At 46.7% G+C, this 20,972-nt stretch carries 22 protein-coding genes and 1 riboswitch; of the genes, 15 read left to right on the forward strand and 7 right to left on the reverse strand.

The window, feature by feature from the left end; translation table 11 throughout:
- Positions 1-4 precede the first annotated feature (4 nt).
- From LRP49_RS03520 to LRP49_RS03530, 3 genes are all read right to left on the reverse strand, one after another.
- Positions 5-1,306 (reverse strand): alpha/beta fold hydrolase, encoded by a 1,302-nt coding sequence (locus LRP49_RS03520; RefSeq protein ID WP_274140264.1) that lies wholly within the window; start codon positions 1,304-1,306, stop codon positions 5-7.
- A 60-nt stretch (positions 1,307-1,366) separates the two neighbouring features.
- Entirely contained in the window at positions 1,367-2,095 is a 729-nt protein-coding gene (locus LRP49_RS03525; RefSeq protein ID WP_274140266.1) for a PilZ domain-containing protein, read from the reverse strand.
- Positions 2,096-2,331: 236 nt separating this feature from the next.
- Complete coding sequence (locus LRP49_RS03530) at positions 2,332-2,736, reverse strand: thiol-disulfide oxidoreductase DCC family protein (RefSeq protein ID WP_274140268.1); 405 nt, start codon at positions 2,734-2,736, stop codon at positions 2,332-2,334.
- 103 nt (positions 2,737-2,839) lie between these two features.
- Between LRP49_RS03530 and LRP49_RS03535 the strand changes: the two genes are divergently transcribed.
- Positions 2,840-3,472 (forward strand): LysE family translocator, encoded by a 633-nt coding sequence (locus LRP49_RS03535; RefSeq protein ID WP_274140269.1) that lies wholly within the window; start codon positions 2,840-2,842, stop codon positions 3,470-3,472.
- A 73-nt stretch (positions 3,473-3,545) separates the two neighbouring features.
- Here the strand turns inward: LRP49_RS03535 and LRP49_RS03540 are convergent, their stop codons facing one another.
- Positions 3,546-4,085, reverse strand: a complete 540-nt coding sequence (locus LRP49_RS03540) for a redoxin family protein (protein ID WP_274140271.1) — start codon at positions 4,083-4,085, stop codon at positions 3,546-3,548.
- Positions 4,086-4,274: 189 nt separating this feature from the next.
- On the opposite strand from LRP49_RS03540, the gene LRP49_RS03545 reads away from it, so the two are divergent.
- The 5 genes from LRP49_RS03545 (at position 4,275) to gbpA (ending at position 9,695) form a co-directional block, all read left to right on the forward strand.
- A complete protein-coding gene (locus LRP49_RS03545) occupies positions 4,275-4,634 on the forward strand; it encodes a winged helix-turn-helix transcriptional regulator (protein WP_274140273.1) in 360 nt (119 codons plus the stop codon).
- Positions 4,635-4,670: 36 nt separating this feature from the next.
- Positions 4,671-5,300, forward strand: a complete 630-nt coding sequence (locus LRP49_RS03550; RefSeq protein ID WP_274140275.1) for an NAD(P)H-dependent oxidoreductase — start codon at positions 4,671-4,673, stop codon at positions 5,298-5,300.
- Entirely contained in the window at positions 5,297-7,258 is a 1,962-nt protein-coding gene (locus LRP49_RS03555; RefSeq protein WP_274140277.1) for a monovalent cation:proton antiporter-2 (CPA2) family protein, read from the forward strand. The genes LRP49_RS03550 and LRP49_RS03555 overlap by 4 nt, the downstream gene beginning before the upstream one ends.
- Positions 7,258-7,740, forward strand: a complete 483-nt coding sequence (locus LRP49_RS03560) for a GNAT family N-acetyltransferase (RefSeq protein WP_274140279.1) — start codon at positions 7,258-7,260, stop codon at positions 7,738-7,740. The genes LRP49_RS03555 and LRP49_RS03560 overlap by 1 nt, the downstream gene beginning before the upstream one ends.
- Before the next feature lie 209 nt (positions 7,741-7,949).
- Positions 7,950-8,045, forward strand: a riboswitch (cyclic di-GMP riboswitch).
- Between the two features lie 84 nt (positions 8,046-8,129).
- Positions 8,130-9,695, forward strand: a complete 1,566-nt coding sequence (gbpA, locus tag LRP49_RS03565; RefSeq protein WP_274140281.1) for an N-acetylglucosamine-binding protein GbpA — start codon at positions 8,130-8,132, stop codon at positions 9,693-9,695.
- Between the two features lie 96 nt (positions 9,696-9,791).
- Here the strand turns inward: gbpA and LRP49_RS03570 are convergent, their stop codons facing one another.
- Complete coding sequence (locus LRP49_RS03570) at positions 9,792-10,307, reverse strand: L,D-transpeptidase family protein (RefSeq protein ID WP_274140283.1); 516 nt, start codon at positions 10,305-10,307, stop codon at positions 9,792-9,794.
- Between the two features lie 76 nt (positions 10,308-10,383).
- The gene (locus tag LRP49_RS03575; protein WP_274140285.1) at positions 10,384-10,953 is read right to left on the reverse strand and encodes a hypothetical protein; all 570 of its coding nucleotides are present in this window, start codon (positions 10,951-10,953) and stop codon (positions 10,384-10,386) included.
- A gap of 436 nt (positions 10,954-11,389) precedes the next feature.
- On the opposite strand from LRP49_RS03575, the gene LRP49_RS03580 reads away from it, so the two are divergent.
- The 5 genes from LRP49_RS03580 to LRP49_RS03600 all read left to right on the forward strand — a co-directional run bounded on the left by LRP49_RS03580 (position 11,390) and on the right by LRP49_RS03600 (position 15,373).
- Positions 11,390-12,100 carry a DUF969 domain-containing protein gene (locus LRP49_RS03580; RefSeq protein ID WP_274140287.1) on the forward strand — a complete coding sequence of 237 codons (711 nt, stop codon included), beginning with the start codon at positions 11,390-11,392 and terminating at the stop codon, positions 12,098-12,100.
- A 5-nt stretch (positions 12,101-12,105) separates the two neighbouring features.
- A complete protein-coding gene (locus LRP49_RS03585) occupies positions 12,106-13,011 on the forward strand; it encodes a DUF979 domain-containing protein (protein WP_274140288.1) in 906 nt (301 codons plus the stop codon).
- A gap of 8 nt (positions 13,012-13,019) precedes the next feature.
- Positions 13,020-13,658 (forward strand): pyroglutamyl-peptidase I, encoded by a 639-nt coding sequence (gene pcp, locus LRP49_RS03590; RefSeq protein ID WP_274140290.1) that lies wholly within the window; start codon positions 13,020-13,022, stop codon positions 13,656-13,658.
- Positions 13,659-13,779: 121 nt separating this feature from the next.
- Complete coding sequence (locus LRP49_RS03595; protein ID WP_274140292.1) at positions 13,780-14,235, forward strand: hypothetical protein; 456 nt, start codon at positions 13,780-13,782, stop codon at positions 14,233-14,235.
- 148 nt (positions 14,236-14,383) lie between these two features.
- On the forward strand, positions 14,384-15,373 hold the full coding sequence (locus LRP49_RS03600; protein WP_274140294.1) for a 3',5'-cyclic-nucleotide phosphodiesterase: 990 nt from the start codon (positions 14,384-14,386) through the stop codon (positions 15,371-15,373).
- Between the two features lie 53 nt (positions 15,374-15,426).
- On the opposite strand, the gene LRP49_RS03605 is transcribed toward LRP49_RS03600, so the two are convergent.
- Positions 15,427-16,041 carry a hypothetical protein gene (locus tag LRP49_RS03605; RefSeq protein ID WP_274140295.1) on the reverse strand — a complete coding sequence of 205 codons (615 nt, stop codon included), beginning with the start codon at positions 16,039-16,041 and terminating at the stop codon, positions 15,427-15,429.
- Between the two features lie 363 nt (positions 16,042-16,404).
- Here LRP49_RS03605 and LRP49_RS03610 point away from each other — a divergent pair, with 363 nt between their 5' ends.
- The 4 genes from LRP49_RS03610 (at position 16,405) to LRP49_RS03625 (ending at position 20,892) form a co-directional block, all read left to right on the forward strand.
- The gene (locus tag LRP49_RS03610) at positions 16,405-17,556 is read left to right on the forward strand and encodes a porin (protein ID WP_274140297.1); all 1,152 of its coding nucleotides are present in this window, start codon (positions 16,405-16,407) and stop codon (positions 17,554-17,556) included.
- A gap of 385 nt (positions 17,557-17,941) precedes the next feature.
- Positions 17,942-19,051, forward strand: a complete 1,110-nt coding sequence (locus LRP49_RS03615) for a tetratricopeptide repeat protein (RefSeq protein WP_274140299.1) — start codon at positions 17,942-17,944, stop codon at positions 19,049-19,051.
- Positions 19,052-19,066: 15 nt separating this feature from the next.
- A complete protein-coding gene (locus LRP49_RS03620; RefSeq protein WP_274140301.1) occupies positions 19,067-20,581 on the forward strand; it encodes a 4Fe-4S dicluster domain-containing protein in 1,515 nt (504 codons plus the stop codon).
- Positions 20,581-20,892, forward strand: a complete 312-nt coding sequence (locus LRP49_RS03625) for a hypothetical protein (protein ID WP_274140303.1) — start codon at positions 20,581-20,583, stop codon at positions 20,890-20,892. Before LRP49_RS03620 ends, LRP49_RS03625 begins: the two co-directional genes overlap by 1 nt.
- Positions 20,893-20,972: the final 80 nt, after the last annotated feature.

The following is a 20,972-nucleotide window of genomic DNA, read 5'->3' on the forward strand; positions in this document are numbered from 1 at the left end:
CGTATTAGCGGTTTTCAGGCAGATGGGCGATGTCATCAGCCATGCTGATCAAGCGAGCTAAAATGCGTTCTCCGTCAGCTCTAAGCCCGTTATGTTCGTACTCGTTGGTTATCCACGCGCGGCTATTAGCCAACCCTCGCAAAGTCTCTTTTGAATAATCCATCTCAACATACATATCATCAGCATAAACGGCACACGCAACAGGTACCGTGTTGTTAGCAAGTGCTTGGCCGTCATACAACGCAGGCCAATCTTGCTTGGAGGCTAGATGTTCTGCCGCTTCTTTTAACGGCAACAGCGTGGCCATTTGGTCAAACATCCAAGGGTAAACCATCTCACCCGTAAAGAGGAAAGGCGCACCTTGGCGATAGTTAAACTGCGGGAATTCGGTGTTACGGACACGGTGCGCTGACCAATGAGATGCTTCGTTCTGGTTGTATATCGGTTCGTGTAAAAACGCGTAAATTGGGTTTGTCTGATAACTTTGTTCATTAAGCATCGCGAGCAAGAACGCATGGCTTAGTATCTTACCTTCGTGCGTATCTACAAATGCATCTTCCAGCAAGTAGTACATAGGGAGGTTGGCACCACTGCGGCCGAGATTAATGCCAATTTGCTGGAATTGTTCAACCGTAAACCTTTGCCCATTCGGTAGAAAAACGTCATGGTTGGATAAATAATCTGCGATTTCCTGACAGCACTGTTGCGCGGTGGGAAATCGCTGAAAAAAAGCAGCATTCTTGTCCAGAACCCGTTGATAGGTGGCGCGATAAACATCGTCGGCATGCCGTGTTATTGAAGGCACGCCACCTGTAATAAATACACGGCTAAGGCTGTTGGGATAGAAAGAAAGATAGGTGAGCGAACAGAACCCACCAAAGCTTTGACCAAGAATTGCCCAGTTTTTAATCCCGAGGTTTTCTCGGATGGCTTCGGCATCACGAACGATATTATCGGCCCGAAAATGTGCGATGTAATCTGCTTGTTCTTCAGCGTTTAAATGTCCGAGCGTTTGCAAGGTCAGGGGCGTACTTAGGCCAGTGCCGCGTTGATCGAGAAGCAGTACACGGTAATCTTTTAAGGCGCGTTTTAACCACCCATTACTCGTATCAGGTCTGGGTGAAGGAAATCCTGGGCCGCCTTGAAAGTAAACCAGCCAAGGAAGTGCTGTGTGATCTTGATTTAATTCCACCACTTCACGGGCGACGACGTTAATCTGCGCATTGTTTGGCTGGGAATAATCCAGTGGCAACTCAAAGGAATGCTGACGGAAGAGTATGCCATCAGCCACGAATTCATTTTGCATGGTTCATCCTGTTTGCAAATAGCTGCGTATTCTCAACAGAATGTAACGTATTTTCGCGGTCTACGCTCCTACAGATGCTGCCGTTTCAGTCGTTGATGAGGTTGTCACCGATGCGGTTGCTTCTGAGATATGATCAGCCTGAACGATGAGTCTTCCCAGCGTGTTCTTAAGCGCATCAGTGGCGGTTTCATTGAACTGGATACCGAGTTGAATGCCTTCTCCATGACTACTTACAGACGCAACAACCCCATCAAAGCAGACGGGTTCGTGGAATAAGGAGTTGATCACGACGCGAAGGACTTCGCCTTGATCAACAAATAGGTTTGCTGCGGTACGAATCGCACATCCCCCAAGGGAAAAATCGGCGAGCTTTGCCAGCGTATTTCGTCCATCAATTTCAAGCTGAACGATACGGGAGATGGTGTAGCGGGCAAATTTCCTCATACGGTGAATATTCACCACATCAGGCAAGGCCACAGCCAACATTTTCTCGGGTCGGTGCATGACGCTGAGTATGTGAGTCTTGAAAACAAAAATCTCGCCAAAGCGTGAACAGTTCAGTCCTTTTACAACGACTTGCAAACCAGAAGGGTCATTCAATAGCTTGCTAAGTTCCGGGTCAGACGGTGTTTCGAGAAGAATATATTTTTTATCTCGAAAGCCAATTAATTTGGAAGGACCCGAGAATGCACTGATCTTATCTTTGTATTTCAGTTCGAAGGACAGGGCTGAGCCTACAGCGATGGTGGGTAAAAACGCAGCGGGTGTGAGTGTGTCAGTAATAATCATTATGTCTTTTTAAATATCTAGCGAGAAAATCAACAAACTGAACTTCAATTTGTTTCAATCTAAACATTAAGATTTTGATTTTACTGTCAATAGTGATTGCGTGATATTCGCAGCATCAATACATTGAAGCTGCGCACAAATAATAATGATATTTGTATAAAATTCAGCAATTTGTTGAGCGTGAATATACCGGAATCACCTGAAGATACACGATTCAGCGAGTTTGGATAGATGAACTATTTAGGCTTTTGAGTGCTGTTTGAGCAAACGCCATTTTGGCATCGTGTTTTGCCCGTAAACAGGTAAGAGATGGCGTAGCGGTTGCGTGCAAAAAAGAGATAAAGCTTGTCTGCAAACCAGCGAACAACAGGAATCCTTAGCAGCCCAATCCAAGGCTTCTTGCCTACTAGGCTCCATGCTCGGTGCGTCGCATCAAGTCCCAGCAGCAACCTACCATCGTTAGTGTATCCATGGAGGATTTGGTTAGCTTTTTTCACATCAATTTCTGGATATCTGTCCGAGAAATCCGGTGCAAGAATATCCTCAAAGCCAAGCATGCCTTGTTTGTTCAATTCTCGCAGCTTTCCCATTTCCGCAACGCACAATGGGCAGCTTCCGTCGTAAAAAAGTGTGAACTTCATCTCGTAGATCCTTGTGAATGAAAACAAGTTATCTTACGGCCTTGAATTTCATTTGGATTACCAGCATAACACCTTTGTAACATCGTGAAGAAGGGGAAGTGAAATGGAATTTTACCAAGCGTTCTTAACGCTGACTTTGGTGCATTTGTTAGGGGCGGCCTCACCGGGTCCTGACTTTGTGATGGTGTCACAACAATCGCTGGTGCATGGGCGCCGCGCTGGTCTTCTCGTTAGCCTTGGTATTGCACTCGGTCTTTCTATTCACATTATCTATTCTTCCGTTGGCCTTGCGACAGTGATCAGTGAATCATCGATAGTGCTGAGCGTGATGAAATATTTGGCGGCAGCATACTTGATTTACTTGGGTTGGAAAGGCATTCGCAGCAAAGCGGCGGTGGGTGATAACGACCAAAACACGACAGTAAAACCCCACTCAACAATGAAGCTCATTGGCATGGGGTTTGTGTGTAATGCGTTGAACCCTAAGGCACCGCTGTATTTTTTATCCGTCTTTACGCTCGTGTTGTCACCAGAAATGCCAGTCAGTGAGCTCGTGCTGCTCGGCGTATGGATGATGTTCATTCAATTGGTATGGTTTGGCGCAGTTGCGATGGTGCTTTCTAAGCCCACGGTTCAGGCGAAGTTTAAGAAAATCGGTCATTGGGTGGACAGAGTATTAGGAACGGTGATGCTCGCATTCGGTATTAAGTTACTGTTTACCAGTACGACAAGGTAACTCGATGATAAACAAGAAAAAGCCCCCGCAATTGTGGGGCTTTTTAGTTGAAACAGATCACGCCCAGATTCACTCAATAGGGTGCCGTTCCGCGAATTGGGTAATTGTTATCTGGATTTCGAATCCATGTGAGTCCGTTAACCAGCGTTTCTATGTCGGGACGAACAAACGGATTGTTTGAGATATCGACGACCTGAACCGTGCCTTGTTCGTTGATCACAAACATACCCGGTTCTGAGAAATGGTGGTCGGTTTCTTGCTCAGAGCGAGGAATGGAAATGTACAGGCCCATTTCTTTCATTTGGCTTTCACTTACTCCGTAAACAAAGGGGAACGATACGTCCAATTTGGTTAAGTGCTCTTCAAGCTGTGCATTGCTGTCGCCAGAGGCGGCGATGATATCAATCCCAATTTCGGCCAGTTTTTCTTTAAACGCTTCTAGCTGATTAAGGTAGCGGGTGCACATAGGGCAATGTCTGCCACGGTAGATCACTACCATTTGCCACGTTGCCCCTTCCCTTGGACTGCCCAGCGTGTGCAGCGAACCATCTAATGCATTCAACGTGATGGTAGGAAACTCACTGCCTGCTGCGAGTTTGTTTGTCTTAACCATTATGACTCTCCTTTCACTTACCTTTAGGTATCACTAATTCTTTCATCTGAGAAAAGATAAAAATACCGACCATTTATTATGAGTACATTCCGTTTTACTGAATTAGCTTGGTTGAAAAGTGCACTTTCACCTTGTTACAATTGGTTACAACTGTCAACCAGTATACTTTTAGTAACCTAGTGGTCGAGTATGTCAAAGCAAGATGGCGCAAGGATTGGTGAGGTGAAAGAAAGCCCAAAGAAAGTCTGCTTAGAGCTTTGTCCAATAGAAAGGGGAATGCGAATTCTTGGTGGGAAATGGAAAGCATCAATCCTTTGGCATCTAAAGGATGAGCCGGTGAGATTTAATGATCTTTGCCGTCAACTTGGTGGAGCCAGTAAAAAAATGGTCGACCAACGTCTGAAGGAAATGGAAGCGATAGGTTTGGTTCGGCGCAACGTCTTGAGTACCAGACCGATCGCTGTAAGTTATGAAATCACAGATTTTGGCCGCTCAGCACTTTGTATATTGGAAAAATTAAAAGATTGGACAGAGAAGTACGGTGTTTAACAACGCTAAGGTCTGCCGAAATAATAAAGGATCATCATGGCAAACGAATCAAAGAAAGTGCTGGTGCTATTTGCGCACCCCTCCCAGCGGCGCTCTGAAGTCAATGCGCCGCTTTTTCATGTCGCAAAACAGGTAGAAGGTGTCACGGTAGTCGACCTCTATGCTGAATATCCCACTTATCATATAGATATTGACCGTGAACAAACGCGTCTTGTCGAGCACGATGTCATTATTTTTCAGTTTCCGCTGTATTGGTATTCGACGCCATCGATCTTGAAAGAGTGGCAGGATCTGGTGCTGGAATATGGCTTTGCCTACGGCTCTAAAGGTAAAGCACTTCATGGAAAGCAATTTCTCTGTGCCATCACGGCAGGGGGCAAAGAGGAAGCTTATAAAGCCGATGGTTTTAACCATTTCAAAATCAGAGAACTCCTGCACCCACTTGAGCAAATGGCGAATCTGACTGGCATGCACTATCTGGCACCGTTTGCGCTTTTTGGCTCACGGACTGCGGTTGAAGAAGGCAAAGTCGAGCGCCATACCGAAAGCTACAAAACGTTACTAGAAGCATTTGTTGCGGATGCCGTTGATACAGATTTGCTGGCGAAAAGAGAAAAAATTACGTCAGCGAACATCCATTTGGTATTGAAGGAAGGTGTGGCATGACAGGGTTATTTCTTCAAGCCTTTATCTATCTTATTGCAGCCGTCATTGCAGTGCCAATCGCAAAAAGGCTCGGGTTAGGATCAGTACTCGGTTACCTAATTGCTGGCGTGGTTATTGGTCCGGTCGTCGGTCTGGTAGGTGATGAAACGACTACGATTCAGCATTTTGCGGAATTTGGTGTCGTGATGATGCTGTTCCTCGTTGGCCTTGAATTGGAGCCTAAAATGCTCTGGTCAATGAGAAACAAACTGCTGGGGCTAGGTGGGCTGCAGCTAGGTATCACTGCTGCCGCAGTCATGGGGATTTCCATTGCCCTAAGCCAGCAATGGAGTGTCGCTTTAGCGATAGGGATGATCTTTGCGCTCTCTTCTACCGCTATCGTCCTTCAAACGTTCAACGAGAAGCACCTTACGAAGACAGAAGGTGGCCGCAGTGCGTTCTCTGTGCTGCTTTTCCAAGATATTGCTGTGATCCCAATGTTGGCGTTCATTCCGCTTCTTGCTTTGCCCGAATTGGTAACGAAAGCACAGTCTGCTGCGGAAAGTGCAGCGGAACATCATGAGCAATTAAGCTTGGTGGCAGGGCTTCCCGGTTGGGCTTTAGGGTTGGTGATAACCGCAGCCATCGCAAGTGTTGTTGTTGGCGGCCACTATCTCAGCCGTCCGCTGTTCCGATTCGTGGCGAGTTCGGGCCTTCGTGAAATTTTCACAGCCACGGCATTGATGTTGGTGATTGGTATCGCGGCCTTAATGAGCTTGGTCGGCCTTTCTCCAGCATTGGGTACCTTCCTTGCGGGCGTCGTGCTGGCTAACAGTGAATTCCGCCATGAATTAGAATCGAACATTGAACCGTTCAAAGGGCTACTGCTGGGGCTGTTTTTCATCACGGTAGGGGCAGGGATTAACTTTGGCATTTTGTTCAATGACTTCTTCGTCATCATTGGATTGACCCTTGGTCTGATGGTGCTGAAGGCATTGGTACTGTTGCTGCTTTCATTCATTTTCAAAATAAAAGGCTCGGCACGCTGGTTATTCGCACTTAGCCTGGCGCAAGCGGGTGAGTTTGGCTTTGTGCTTTTGAGCTTCTCAACACAAAATCATGTCATCCCAACAGAACTGGCTCAATTACTGTCGTTGGTCGTGGCTTTGTCGATGTTCCTGACGCCGGGTCTGTTTATTCTGTATGACAAGGTGATTTTGCCGCGCTATGAAAAAGCTTCTAATGATAGAGAGCCCGATGAAATCGACGAGCAGGGAACCGTTATTATTGCAGGCGTTGGTCGCTTTGGTCAGGTAGTAAACCGCCTGTTGACGGCAAACGGCGTGAAAACTGTCGTGCTTGATCATGAAGCCACGCAAGTTGAGAACTTGAGAAGAATTAACGTGAAAAGCTTCTTTGGTGATGCAACACGACCAGACTTGCTTCATACCGCGGGCATTGAAGATGCCGCTTTGTTGATTGTTTCAATGGACAACCAAGATGCGGCCACCGAGTTGGTGAAACATGTTAAACATACATACCCCAATGTGAAAATATTGGCGCGTGCCTTTGACCGTGGACATGCCTATATGCTTCGTCATGTAGGTGCTGATTACGTCATTAAGGAAACCTACCGCTCTGCCCTCGCCATGGGGGGAGAGGCGTTAAGATCGCTTGGTGTACATCCATTCTTGGTTGAACAACAAAAAGCAACGTTCCATCGTATAGAGCAGGAGAGTTCAGAAACCTTGTTCGAAACATGGAAAGGTGGTGACGAGAAAAAATCCTATGACGCGAATTATGTAAGTTTGTTTATTCAGCTGGAAGAAACCATTCGAGACGCCATGGGGGAAGACCGAATGGACAGGCATAGCATGACTGAGCGTGAATGGACGCCGCCGCCGAAAAACTATCTCGATGATTTTTCCGACGATTCCGATCATGGTGGCGACACGCCGAGCGAGGAAAAACCCGCGTAATGCTTTTAGTCCCATTTACTGGCGAAGATGCACCACTATTGTGTGGCTGGATCCAGAGTGCGGAGCAAAATGTACTTTGGGGAGGGCCAACATTTGAATTCCCGTTAACGGAATTACAAGTAAAGGCGCATCTTGCCAAACCAGAAATAAGCGCATTCTTGTTGGTACATGAGCACAAGGCGGTGGGATACGTTGAACTGTATAAGGTATCCCGCCACGAACGCCGTTTGTGCCGAGTGCTGGTTGCTGACAATGACAACCGAGGAAAAGGGTGGGGGAAACAGCTTGTCTCTCTCGCACTTGGCGTTGCCAGAGAAAACAGCGATGTTGCCATCGTAAGTTTGGCGGTGTTTGAACAAAATCACTCAGCGGTTCATTGTTATCGGTCGCTAGGGTTTGAATGCGATGAAAGCCAAACGAAAACGCGCGTCGTGGAAGGGAATACTTGGGTACTGCTTCGGATGATAAAACACCTATTTTGACAGGATTGAAGACTAAGAAGCCAGACATAATGTCTGGCTTTTTTGTTGGAATTGGTTTGCTAATGTGATTTTGGTTCAAAGAGTTAAGACCAAGGAATAGACCATAAAGCGGGAAAAATGTGATCTTGGTTCATTTTGTTGCATTAAAAATGTGAACTAACACTGGTCGGAATTGCCAGTAAGAAATTTCTGACTATTCTTCGCCGTACCACTCTTATCGGCAAACTGTTTGAAAAAACAGGACGCAAAGCTACCGGTCTAAGGGCTTACTTCATCTGTGAGCTTATGATAGCGGAGCCGCCATTCTCATTAGAGAATGCCTTCTTTGCGACGTTTGTCCGTGCGTGTGTGATTACAAAAAATAATAAAACACTCAGGAAGAAACAAACATGCTCAAACTTAGAACAACTTTACTGCCTGTTGCGGCAGCACTTTTCAGTGCAGGCGCGATGTCTCATGGTTATGTTAGTGCTGTTGAAGGCGGCGCAGCAGCAGGCCGTGCCGCGTTGTGTAAATACACCAATGCAACAGGTGAAAAGAACACCGACTGTGGTCAGGTGCAATGGGAACCGCAAAGTGTCGAAGGACCTGAAGGCTTTCCTGAACTGGGCCCTGAAGACGGAAAAATTGCGAGTGCAGGCCTGATTCAGTTTTCTCCTCTTGATGAGCAAACGGCGTCTCGTTGGGTGAAAACGCCTATCACGGCGGGTCAAAACGACTTCGAATGGACGTTTACGGCAAACCACGTAACGCGTACATGGAAATACTACATCACCAACGCGGATTGGAATCCAAACCAACCTTTGGCACGCAGTACCTTTGACTTAAATCCATTTTGTGTGATTGAAGGCAACATGGAAAAGCCACCTAAACGTGTGCTGCATACTTGTGATGTCCCAGAACGTGATGGTTACCAAGTCATTCTGGCTGTGTGGGATGTGGGTGATACCGCCGCTGCGTTTTACAACGTAATGGATGTGCAATTTGACGGTGACCAACCTGTGCTGCCGAACTGGTCACAAGCAGGTCAAATTAACCCGGGCATGAATTTGTCACAGGGTGATGCAGTATTCACGCGCGTGTTTGATGCAAACGGTGAACGCCCAGACATGTCAGTACGTGTTGATATCGACAGCGATAAAGCGGGTATCGCGAATAATTGGTCATACAATCTGGCGACCAAAATCAACGCGACCTACGACAATATCAAATCGGGTCAGAAAAGCGGCGATGATAAATTCACACCAGTATTTGGTGCGAACCCTATATTCATCAAGGCTGACAGTGGCTTTGCACGTGTTGAAGTCGGTTACGACATCGACACCACAGTACCGGAGTACAAGGTGACTGTTGATGGTTTGGCAAACGAATACCAAATCGAGAACAACACAGTCACGCTTGATCTTGCCGTTAGTGCATCGGGTGATGTAAACGTTGAAATGACCGTTTACAACCATGCCCAAGATGCGTTGGCATACGAGAAACTGGCGATTGCTGACGGTACAACCGAAGCAGTTGAAATGGCACTGACCAACGCGAAAGCAGGTCACCACATGCTGGTGACACGTGTGAAAGATGCGGAAGGCAACATGGTCGACCAGCAAATGCTGGACTTCTTCTTGATTGAGAAAGGCGAGCAATGTGGCACTGACCCTGACGCGGTGAACCACCCTGCATGGTCAGCAGAGACCACCTACACAGGTGGCGAGAAAGTGAACTTCAATGGTCTGGTGTATGAAGCAAAATACTGGATTGAAGGTGCAACGCCAGAAACTAGCGATGCGTGGAAACTACTGAGCAACATGCCAGTGGCTTGGACATCAGGCAAAGCCTACAACGGTGGCGACCAAGTGATTTTTGAAGGTCACCTATATCAAGCAAACTGGTGGGTAAACAGCAGCCCTGCTAGCGCGCCAGAAGCGTGGAGCGATAAAGGCGCATTTACCTGCGAATAAAACGAATAAGAGCAAGAAGCTGATAACAGAAAAGGCCGATGCAATCATGCGTCGGCCTTTTGTTTGTTAACCTTCATCTGTCAGCTTACTGGCAAACTACCAGTCGATTTCGATGGGTGTGCCCACGGGAATCAAACTCAAAAACTCGTCCATTTCATCGTTTGAAATGGCGATGCAACCGTCGGTCCAATTATCTGTTCGCGCTTCGTCATGCTCCATATTAATGCCATTCTTTTGACCATGTATCATGATTTGGCCACCAGGATCGACACCTAAGCGTTCAGCGCGAGCGATGTCGGTACTGTTCGGGTAATTAATACGAATGGAGCGATAGAAACGTGACTTCTCATTGATGAAGTCCAGTGTGTAGTTGCCTTCAGGCGTGCGCTTGTCGCCTTCTCTGATTTTGTGCCCTTTCGGATTTGCCCCTAATGCAATGCGATACCATTTAATCACGCGGTTATCTTGAAGCAAAAACATAATACGCGCCGATTTATCGACCCTGACACTGAATTGAGATTGGTCTGCACCTAGTTTGTCCAAGGAGTGCGTTTCAGCCGACGACTGAGCCGCAAATAGCAAAAGTAAGAGTGTCAGTATTACGCTTTTCATTCCGCCCCAAACATATCAATGTAGAAATGGTCTTCACCTTCCAAGAGTATTGATTATCTCTGTCCCTTGAACAAATTCAGTCAGACACAACCCCCAAACATTCCTTCCAAGCCAGTTGGCTGGCTTCCGCACCGTTTAGGCCTTCGTCATATACCTCGTCAACCACCACAAAAGGTCGCACCGTTTTATAAGCGGCGTAGGCGGTATAAGCATCAAGTTTGGCTTGGCCAGCTTCATACATGTCACCAGCCCCGCGCGCGACAAGCGATTTCTGTGCACAGAGTGATGCAACCTCTATGCGGTCGTCTGGGATATCAGCAACTTTAAGCGCGCATTGTAAAAAGACGTCTGTGGAGTAATCCCAACTGCTTTTAATCTCGTCGCGATAGATATCATCAATGAGTGCGCCTTTAATTTCGGCAGAGCCATCACCGGAAAGTGCGACAAATTGCGTTTGTTTGCTGACGCCGTTGGTCTTGTTTGTAGAGATTATGTAAGCCGTGTTGGCCAAATCATCACAGTAGGAAAGCTTTACTGCTTCTTTCGCATTGTAGATAAGCAAAGGTTTGGAGGGATCACTTTGAATGGTACAAGCGGAAATCAGAGTAAAAGAAAAGGCACCGATCAGACACCGTGTCGCGTTCATCATACATCCTTATTGAATCGAAAGCGCTACCAAAAACGAGGTGGCCTGCCAGTATATCGTTGAGTTCTTTGGCGATATTGTTCTTGAATTGAGACAAAAAGGATCTTTTTGCTGAAATACCACCCATATTGCTCTTTATTTGAGCTACAGGTTTAAATTCTGATTAGTGGCTTAAAATTGAAGTCTAATTCTGAATATATTGCGTATTTATGGGGTTTGAAGGCGTGGAAAGTGTGGCTTATTGGTTCAATATTTACCTGGTTGTAATTACTTGATTGTTGGTTTTAGGTCTTTAGGATTATCAAGAAGATAAATTGGTTGATAGAGCAAAAATCTCTGATTGGAGGTGGTTATAGGGCTCTTGTATAGTCGATGCGACGGTGATTTTCAGATCATCGCTCGCAATTTATATATAAAGGTCGTGTAGAGGACACCTATGATTGATTTTTGGCCACTGATTGGCATTGTAATTATAACGGTAGGGCTAGCGTTAAAACTGAATACTCTGCTTGTTATATTGGTTGCAGGCGTCGCAACCGGTTTAGTCGCCGACATCGCGGTAATGGACATCCTTTCTATTTTAGGTCAATCCTTCACCCAAAACCGCTACATGTCGCTTTTCATCCTTATCCTTCCAATGATTGGTATTCTTGAACGCTACGGTCTGCGTCAACGTGCAGAACAACTGATCGGCGCGATGAAGAAAGCCTCTGTTAGCAAAATCCTGATGACCTACCTGTTACTGCGTAAAGTAACCTGTGGTATGGGTCTGCACATTGGTGGTCACCCATCAATGATTCGCCCGCTGATTGCACCAATGGCAGAAGCGGCAGCAGAAAAAGCCTCACCGAACTTGTCAGATGAAAAGCGTCAAGGCATTCGCGCATTGTCTGCGGCAAGTGAAAACTTCGGTAACTTCTTTAGCCAGCTTTTGTTTATCGGTACTGGCGGTATCCTGCTGATCAACGGCGTAATGACCGACAGTAATGTCGACGTGAAACTGGAAACCATGGCGCTATGGGCATTGCCGACGGCGATTGCTTCGTTCGTGGTATTTGGGATTTTTAGCAAGATTGTTGAAGCCCGACTTTTAAAAACAGACGGCACTAATGTTACGGATACTGTTGCGACATCTAAAGAAGGGTAATTGGAATGCTAGAGTATATTTATCAAACGACGGGTTTGCTGCTGCTGGCTTTCTCGTTGCAAACATTCCTTGATAAAGAGAATTCAAAACGTGTGGGTACTGGCCTGTTCTGGCTTATCTACGGTGTGACCTTTATCTTTGGCGCGATGATTCCACATTGGGTAACGGGCGTCATGGTGCTTGCGCTTACCGCACTTGCTGCGGGTGGCTTCATGGGTGTGGGCAAATACGGCACCACGACCGACGAAGAGCGTAAAGAAACGGCATCAGTTTTAAAGAACAAACTGTTTATTCCTGCTGCGGTTGTTCCTGTGGGCACAGTTGCAATCAGCCAGTTTACGTCTTTAGGTGCACTTGCAGGTCTGGGTATCGCATCTCTTGGTGCTATCGCACTTGCGCTGATGATCACCAAAAGTAAACCAATGCACAGCTTGAATGAAGGTCGTCGTCTTATCGACTCCATTGGCTGGGCTGCCATTCTGTCTCAATTCCTTGCAGCACTGGGCTTCCTGTTTAATCAGGCGGGTGTGGGCGATACCGTTGCTCAAATCGTCAAGATGATGATTCCGGAAAACATGTTGCTGATCAACGTGATTGCATACTGCGTGGGTATGATGCTGTTTACCGTCGTCATGGGTAATGCGTTTGCTGCATTTGCAGTAATTACCACCGGTATTGGTATTCCTCTTCTTGTGGTCGAGTTTGGTGGTAATGCATCAATCATCGGCGTTGTAGGCATGTTGTCAGGTTACTGCGGTACGCTACTGACGCCTATGGCAGCGAATTTTAACGTCGTACCAGCCGCTCTTTTGGAGCTGAGAAATAAGCACCATGTGATCCTGATGCAGGTGATTCCGGCGCTTATCATGCTGGCGTTTAACATCTTTGTTATGTATAGCTTTGCCTTCTGAGGATAGTTATGAAAAAAGTATTGATAACAGGTTTTGAACCATTTGGTGGTGCGTCAATTAACCCTGCTTTAGAAGCAGTGAAAATGCTGGATGGCGTAAAGCTTGATGGCGGTGAAATTGTCATTTGTGACGTGCCAGTAACGCGTTATGAAGCGATTAAAGCGGTTACCGCCGCTATCGAAAAACACAAGCCTAGTTATGTGATCACTGTGGGTCAGGCTGCAGGTCGTGCATCGATTACGCCTGAGCGCGTTGCGATTAACGTGGATGACTTCCGTATCCCAGACAACGGTGGCAACCAGCCAATTGATGAGCCAATTGTAGAAGACGGCCCAGACGCGTACTTCACCACGTTGCCTATCAAAGCAATCACGAAAGCGTTGCAAGAAAAAGGTATTCCATGTCAGGTGTCTAACACCGCTGGTACCTTCGTATGTAACCACGTGTTTTATGGTGTTCAGCACTTCTTGCGTGAAACCGACATTGGCCATGGTTTCATTCACATTCCGCTACTGCCAGAGCAAGCGGCGGCGACTGACCAAGCATCTATGTCTTTGGAAACCATCGCTGAAGGTCTGCGTTTAGCAGCGCAGGCGACGCTGGATAACAAACACGATGCCGTGATCGGCGCGGGTAAGATCTGTTAAGAAGCAATCTTGACTAAGAAAAAGCCGGGTGATTACCCGGTTTTTTTATGCCCGTAGCATCTACAACAACCTTGGGTATAATCGTCAAAATAGATTGAAACACATTACCTGTGGGTTGCTTATGAACTCTCAACTACTAACGGCCTACCGCGGCGAAATCTACGGTATCGCGTTCTTTTCCTACTTTGCCAAAAACTACGCCGATAAGACGCGCCAGGCACTGTGGCAAACCCTGATTGACGTAGAAACTCTGACGGCCAATTTGCTCGAACCACACTTAAGGACTGCATTTATTCCGTTTAAAAAAGACGATGTAGAAATGCAGGCAAAAGGCATCGTGGATGCGCAAAAATGGATTGCACTGCCATGGGATGAGCTCACCGAAACCCTGACGGATTGGGTTGAACCCTACGAGCTGAAATACCGAGAATGGGCCGATGAGGCTGAGACAAACCAAGACGCGTACTCATTTATTGCCGATCATGAAACCGCGATCTTTGAATGCTGGAAAGCCTTCAAAAACGGCGAAGATGGCGAGAAGTATCTGAGTAGTTTTATCCAACAATACTCCGCGTAAACCTTCTTTCCCGGAATGGAATCTGGCGCACGGAACGCGGCGAAAAAGCGGTAGGGCGATGAGGGGCCCGAGACTAAAATGGCGGCCTTTAACATAACAGATTGGTACGCTTTTTTAGTCTCAGAAGCCGCCAAAGAAAAGGATGAACATGTTTAGACGTAAGCTTGCTGTTTTGATTGGTTGCCTGTCATTTGGTGTTAACGCCGCTGGGTATGATTTGGTGACATTGGGAAGTAAAGGCGGTATTCAAGACGGTAACCTCACCGCGTTTATGCTGAAAAGCGAGCAAGACGATAACTACGTCATGCTAGATGCCGGCTCCATCGTTAACGGCCTGATTGTCTCTGAGCAAAAAGGCGCGTTTTCTGATATCGAGGTGCCAGAAGCCTCGCCTTACACCAAAGTGGGGTACCTGCTTAAAGAGCGCATCAAAGGTTACTTCATCAGCCACGCGCATCTAGATCATGTGGCAGGGATGATCATCAGCTCGCCTGATGACAGCAACAAGCCAATCTATGCTTTGTCAGCGACAAACGACGACCTGCAAACCAACTACTTCAACTGGTCAGCATGGCCAAACTTTGGCAATGAAGGTAAAGGGTTCAAACTGAGCAAATACACCTATACCGACCTGCCAGCCGCGCAGTGGCAAGCTGTAACGGGTACAAGCCTCAACGTGAAAGCCATGCCATTGTCCCACTCTGGCGGACAATCAACAGCCTTCTTAATGAAAGACACTGACGGCGACGTGTTTGCTTACTTTGGCGACACAGGGCCGGATGCCGTTGAGAAAAGTGACGCGCTGAACAATGTCTGGTCATCGCTTTCAGAGCATGTCAAAAACGACAAGCTAAAAGGCATCGTGATTGAAGTGTCATTCAGCAATGAAACCCCAGATAAACAGCTATTCGGCCACCTCACGCCAACGTGGTTGCTTGAAGAGCTGAAAACGCTGGAAGCGAAAAGCGGTAAGGGCAGTTTGGAAGGTTTGGACGTGGTGATCAGCCACATCAAATACAGCCTAAAGAAAGGCGAATCCCCAGAATCCATCATCAAACGCCAGCTTGAAGAAGCCAATACCTTAGGTGTGAATTTCCACTTCCCACAACAGGGTGACACGCTAAGTTTCGCGGATTAAGTTCGTTAGACAACATGCTCAAAAGCCCAAGGCGAAAGCTAAATCACCTTGGGCTAGAGAGCTTGAGTTTCTACTGAGCGAACCAAGTCCCAATAGGCTTTCCACATTTTGTGGCTTTCTACATCGTCGAGAGTATGTGAATCTGCCTCGAAGATGACCTGAGAGTTAACAAAGAAATCGTTCAATCCAATAAGCGTGATGACGGCAACGGTGGGGGTGTTTGGGCCGATTGTGCCTTGCAGTGTTGCTCTTAGTGCGGGTTTTTCATTAATGACTAATTCTTCTACCTTAGGCGTCCCATAGGTGAAGGGAACAGCAAAGCGTTTTTTGTAGTCATTCACTAAGTACCAAGAAAGAAATTTGTTGGCCCTTTTATAGAATCGTTCATTCGATTGAACGGGGGCATAGCTAATGTTTTCCCACTCGGTAGAAAACTGAACACTGCCTTTGATATTTCCCGAGAAATCAACCCAGCCAATATATCCACCAGGTAATTGAGAGGCTTCTATTCCGTCCGTTCTTTTGAGGCCCGCTAGCTGAGGCGGCGTGAAATGAATTGCACTGTCAAAGGTGTGATATTGATTGTTTTCAATCTTCCCTGATGTCGTTGATGCGCATGCAACCAGCGTGGATAGGAATAATAATATTGAAAAGCGTCGTATATTCATTCGGTTACCGCGATCCCTTGATGTCATTCTCCATTAGCAAAATAACATAAGTTATTTAGATAACATTTCGCTATCCGCGGTTTAAAATGCAAAGTGTGTCCAAAATTAAATGAATTGGTTGTCTAACTCATTAGTCTCTCCTCTATTTATATCGTGCGTTTACTCTTCTATAAAATGAATTTCTATTCTTCTTTCTGTTTGTCTAATACCCATGATAGGACTTCCTACTAAAGGCCCGTTTTTATCGTCCTGATTCTGAATTCTTACTATTTGTTCTGCTGGTTAGCATGAGTGAACGCTAACGATTTCTAGGTGTTTGCCAAAGAGCAAACCCGTTTAGCCAAAGCAGGAGTTCTAAGCAGTATGAATAAATATACAAAAGGAATGTTAACACTATCGGCTTTGTTAGCTGCGTCAGGCAGCCATGCCGCTGTGACGTTATACGATGATGGAACGAGCTCAGTGTCGACAGACTTGCTGATCAACGTGTTTTACACCCAATCAAGCAATGACCGTCTCGCCGATTCAAATGATCCAAACAGCGAAATGGTAAGCCGAGACCAGTCGCGTGTTCGTATTGGTTTCTTGCCAAATTACATTGGTTTTAACTTCAATACGGAAGCGAATGGACTCAAGATCGGTGCGCGCTCATCATTCTGGGTTACCTTGAATGATACCGACCTAAACCGAAGTGCCGAAGGGTTAGGTACGCGTTCTGGTATTGATGTACGTCAGTTCTATGCGACGATTGATGCGGACTGGGGCCAAATTTTACTGGGTAAAGACTTTGGTCTTTTCTCTCGCAGTAATATTTTGACAGACGAACTGTTGCTTGGGCACGGCCAAACGAGCGACTTTTACGGATTGATCGATGGCGGCAACGTGTCATTCGGCAATATCGGTTCTGGTTATACGTACCCCTTCCCGAAAGCGCAGATCACCTATCGCACACCCGATTTATCTGGCTTTCAAGTTGCAGTTGGGGTGATGGACCCTAACAAGAAAAGCAAAACCAGTTCTGAAGATAACCCAAGGTTTGAAAGTGAAATTTCATATACCAACAAGTTTAACGATGTTGGTTTAAAAGCTTACCTGAATGGCGTCACCCAAAGCTCTAAAGATACGGCGGGAGAGACAAGCTCAAACGGTCTTGGCGGTGGTATTCGTGTCGATGTAGCAGGCTTTGCACTGAATGCATCAGGGTTTGAAACAAAAGGCCTTGGTGATGTAGCTGGCTTGGATCAAGTCATTACGTCAGAAAATACCAAATCTAAAGGGTATTTGATGCAAGGCTCTTACAGCTTCGGCCAAGAGCGACTGGTGCTTTCTTATGGCAATACGAAGGTGAAAAAATCTGGCGTACAAACGCTGGAATACGATAACGCGGCATTCGCGTGGTTCCACACGGTTAATGACAACCTTACGTTGGTCGGTGAATACAATCGCACCGAAGTCAACGAAGGTAAAACCGAGGAAAACGACACTTTTGCGGTTGGTGCGGTTGTCACGTTCTAACTGTTTTTTACAATCCATTGATTTTTCTAGTCCCTTAACCACGCCTGTGGTTTAACACAAAACCTTATGTTCTAAGTGAGGGAATATAAGCATGTGTTAAAAGCGCTAAGATCACTTAGCGCTTCTTTTTTTTGCGACGAAGCAAAGAATTAAATATTACCAATGCAACATTGCCCACCAAAATAATTGACGACTATTCAACACAAAGAAAGCAACGGATTTTCAAACGAATAAAATCTTACGAACACTGAAGATTTTTGAGAATTGATCAAAATCATAAATCTTATCAAAGGGAGAATTTCTACCTGTTTTAGGGAAATTTGTACCTTTTGACCACTTTGTTAATAACGGAAATTGTGCACGAATTAGTAGTGTGGATTTCCCAATGATCAGCAATAAGTGGCTAGAACTTTATCAATACATTCAACAGCACATTGAAACGCTCCCTACCGAGAGCGACATTGTTGAACAGCTGAATGATAGGGTGATGTTCCTCAGCGCGCAGTTCGTTAACGATGTGTCAGCAAAGAATGAAAATCAACAAGATTGGCTGGAACACGAAGCGTTTACCATCGTGATGAGTGAGGTTGTTCAACACCTGTCTTTGACGAAACCTCTTATCACCTTTTTGTTTGAAACCCTGATGGCGGCGCAACTTTGTCAGCTTGCGATGGTTACCATCAACGCGCACAAATCCCTGCTTACTGATGATGACTATACGTGCAAATGCGGCTTGGCTTATCAACAGCTCGGTGAGTACGACCTGGCCAAAACTGCCTTCGAAGAATCCCTTTCTCTGAACGCTGAGAATGCCATGACGCTTTGTCATCTTGGTTTTAATTACCTGTTTCAAGGACAAACAGAGGAAGCCATTCATTACTTTGAGCAAAGCACGAAAATCGCACCTGATTTCGTAGGTGGCTACCAAAACCTTGCCGGTGTTCATTATCAAAATGGTGACTTTGCCCTGGCGGCAGAAAATGCCGAATTGGCGTTCAGTAAAGATACCTCAATCGTTTCTACCTATATCACTGCTATCAGTAGTTATATCGCATTAGGCGAAAAAGCAAAGGCTGATGAGTGGGTAAATGCCGCGTTTGAAAACAATGTCTCTTCAATGGAGTTGGTCAGATTGGCAGGCATTGCCGCGCATCAAAGTGGCCGTTTGGAAGAAGCATTAGAGGCACTAAACCACTATTTGGCGCATAAACCAGAGAGCTTTGATGTGCTGAACATTCGTGCACATGTGAAAGCTGATCTGAAGCTCTATGCCGAACTAGAAGCAGACATTATGGAGCTTCGTGTGTTTGAACCAAACGATGAGTGGTCACTGGAGCAGTTGTTCCTTTGTTACTTCCACACAGAGCGATGGAACGAGGCGCAGGCTGTCATGGTACAGCTGAACCGTCTGGCATCACGTTACAAAATTACTTACCGCGATGAACTCAACACGATCAAGAAAAAGCTGAGCATCGACGTTCTCGAATTATCCTAACTATCTGGAGCAAATGTGAATACGCAAAATCATGACGGCGTTAAGAGCAATTCACGCCGTGATTTTCTGAAGCTGGGCGGTGTTGCCGCAGCAACCGTTACGGTTGGTGCAGCGGCGGGTGCTGGCTTCGTTTTGGGTCGCGACCCTGATGCGAACGTGGGCTGGGGCCGTACTGAGTCTGGTCACGATATGTTCTTCAACCGTGAACCGTTTCGTGTAGATGTGGCACCAACCATGGAAGTGGCGGGTAAACTGGAGCGCCCAGAATGGAGCGATTTCCTTTTCCACCGTACCCGTGTGTTTGCTGCTGAAATGAAAAAAGGCTGGGTGCCAACCAATGATTGGCGTGACATCCCAGACGAGCGCGTGCGCGAATACTACTCTCGTTACCCTGAGCGTTGGGCTGACATGCGCCAATCGTTTGAAGAAAAAGCAGAGCACACCGCGAATTTTGAAAGCCACCGTTCTCGCTTTGCACTAGGCTGGGCATACTCTGCTGCCTACATGCGCGGCAACATGAGCAACTTCCCGCCTAAGCCTGATGGTCACCCAGATGTGGTGGATTTCCAGTGGGTTAAACGCGCAAAACAAGAATTCAAATCGCCAGCACATGCGTCTGAACTCATCAAGAAGATGGCGTTTAAATTCGGCATGAGCATTGTTGGCATCACCAAAATGGATCCGAACTTCGTGTTTAAAAACACCATGCGCGGTATGCCAGATTGGGATGAAAGCATTCCTAAGCACTGGAAGAACGTCATCATTTTCGGTACCCCAATGAACTGGGATCCAATGTATGCCGCAATCGGTTACTCCACCTCTTACGATGGTTACTTCCGTGCGAAAAATGCCTCTGGTCTGATGGCCGCTTACCTTGGTGAGCTAGGTTATGCGGCTCGTCCGCAATGGCCGGGTTCTGACTACGAAATCGTTGTTCCACCTCTGGCGATTAAAGCGGGTATGGGTGAAGCGGCGCGTAACGGTATTCTGCTGACACCAGAGCTGGGTCCAAACATTCGTTTGGCTGCGGTAATCACTGAGCTGGATCTGGAAGCAGACAAGCCAATCGACACCAAAGTTAAGCACTTCTGTGAAGAATGTAAGATCTGTGCGGACTCTTGCCCAAGTGAATCTATCAGTAAAGCTGACAAGCCTGATGCGGTTGTTCGCGGCTACCGTAAGTTCGAATTCAACCAAGACAGTTGCTGGACCATGTGGCGTCAAGGCCCAACAGAAACTGCAATGGGCTGTCGTGTGTGTATTGCCGTTTGTCCTTACACCCGTAAGAACAACTGGATTCACGCATTGGTGAAAGAAGCCGATCCGCGTGACCCAACGGGTATGACACGTAAAACACTGTTGGCGATGCAGCATAACTTCTTCTACTACCCAGAAGCGGAAGCGTATCACGGTGATTGGAATGGCGGTCGCTTTGCCGGTTATCACCAACCACCAGAGTGGATGCGCAGCGAAAACTACCTAAAAGTCGAGAAGACTTGGGAATACGACGGCAACTGGGAGGGCTTCTAATGTTTCCACAATCTACAGTACTGGACCCTCTGTTCTGGATGGTAATCGGTGCGCTTCAAGTGCTTGTGTTTGCTGGCGCGAATCAATGGGCTAAACAGCTCGAACTTGGCATGAACTGGTGGAAATGGAGCATGGTTGGCGGTTGGTGGGCATCGTTTGTCCTGACCGTTGCAGGTGCTTTCACGCTGCTGGGTGAAAACGAAGGTTTTGCTGGTTGGTACTTCCTTGGTTTCGTTGGTACGGCGTTGATCATTGCAGGTGCAGTGATCCTGCGTGTGTTGTTTGCCTTGAAACCAAAAGCAACGCACTAATCGTGATTGTTTAACCTCATAATCGTAGGAACAGATCTTGGGCGTGTTTGATGGAATCGACCGCCTGAGATCTGCGTAAA

Source organism: Enterovibrio qingdaonensis (genome assembly GCF_028683135.1).
GTDB lineage: Bacteria > Pseudomonadota > Gammaproteobacteria > Enterobacterales > Vibrionaceae > Enterovibrio > Enterovibrio qingdaonensis.

Coding starts and splice junctions, on each gene's coding strand:
- LRP49_RS03535 (WP_274140269.1), top strand. CDS start 2,840: ATGGAATTTTACCAAGCGTTCTTAACGCTGACTTTGGTGCATTTGTTA.
- LRP49_RS03600 (WP_274140294.1), top strand. CDS start 14,384: ATGTTTAGACGTAAGCTTGCTGTTTTGATTGGTTGCCTGTCATTTGGT.
- LRP49_RS03580 (WP_274140287.1), top strand. CDS start 11,390: ATGATTGATTTTTGGCCACTGATTGGCATTGTAATTATAACGGTAGGG.
- LRP49_RS03540 (WP_274140271.1), bottom strand. CDS start 4,085: ATGGTTAAGACAAACAAACTCGCAGCAGGCAGTGAGTTTCCTACCATC.
- LRP49_RS03625 (WP_274140303.1), top strand. CDS start 20,581: ATGTTTCCACAATCTACAGTACTGGACCCTCTGTTCTGGATGGTAATC.
- LRP49_RS03530 (WP_274140268.1), bottom strand. CDS start 2,736: ATGAAGTTCACACTTTTTTACGACGGAAGCTGCCCATTGTGCGTTGCG.
- LRP49_RS03550 (WP_274140275.1), top strand. CDS start 4,671: ATGGCAAACGAATCAAAGAAAGTGCTGGTGCTATTTGCGCACCCCTCC.
- LRP49_RS03585 (WP_274140288.1), top strand. CDS start 12,106: ATGCTAGAGTATATTTATCAAACGACGGGTTTGCTGCTGCTGGCTTTC.
- LRP49_RS03575 (WP_274140285.1), bottom strand. CDS start 10,953: ATGAACGCGACACGGTGTCTGATCGGTGCCTTTTCTTTTACTCTGATT.
- LRP49_RS03555 (WP_274140277.1), top strand. CDS start 5,297: ATGACAGGGTTATTTCTTCAAGCCTTTATCTATCTTATTGCAGCCGTC.
- LRP49_RS03605 (WP_274140295.1), bottom strand. CDS start 16,041: ATGAATATACGACGCTTTTCAATATTATTATTCCTATCCACGCTGGTT.
- LRP49_RS03560 (WP_274140279.1), top strand. CDS start 7,258: ATGCTTTTAGTCCCATTTACTGGCGAAGATGCACCACTATTGTGTGGC.
- LRP49_RS03570 (WP_274140283.1), bottom strand. CDS start 10,307: ATGAAAAGCGTAATACTGACACTCTTACTTTTGCTATTTGCGGCTCAG.
- LRP49_RS03595 (WP_274140292.1), top strand. CDS start 13,780: ATGAACTCTCAACTACTAACGGCCTACCGCGGCGAAATCTACGGTATC.
- LRP49_RS03610 (WP_274140297.1), top strand. CDS start 16,405: ATGAATAAATATACAAAAGGAATGTTAACACTATCGGCTTTGTTAGCT.
- LRP49_RS03520 (WP_274140264.1), bottom strand. CDS start 1,306: ATGCAAAATGAATTCGTGGCTGATGGCATACTCTTCCGTCAGCATTCC.
- gbpA (WP_274140281.1), top strand. CDS start 8,130: ATGCTCAAACTTAGAACAACTTTACTGCCTGTTGCGGCAGCACTTTTC.
- LRP49_RS03615 (WP_274140299.1), top strand. CDS start 17,942: ATGATCAGCAATAAGTGGCTAGAACTTTATCAATACATTCAACAGCAC.
- LRP49_RS03525 (WP_274140266.1), bottom strand. CDS start 2,095: ATGATTATTACTGACACACTCACACCCGCTGCGTTTTTACCCACCATC.
- LRP49_RS03545 (WP_274140273.1), top strand. CDS start 4,275: ATGTCAAAGCAAGATGGCGCAAGGATTGGTGAGGTGAAAGAAAGCCCA.
- pcp (WP_274140290.1), top strand. CDS start 13,020: ATGAAAAAAGTATTGATAACAGGTTTTGAACCATTTGGTGGTGCGTCA.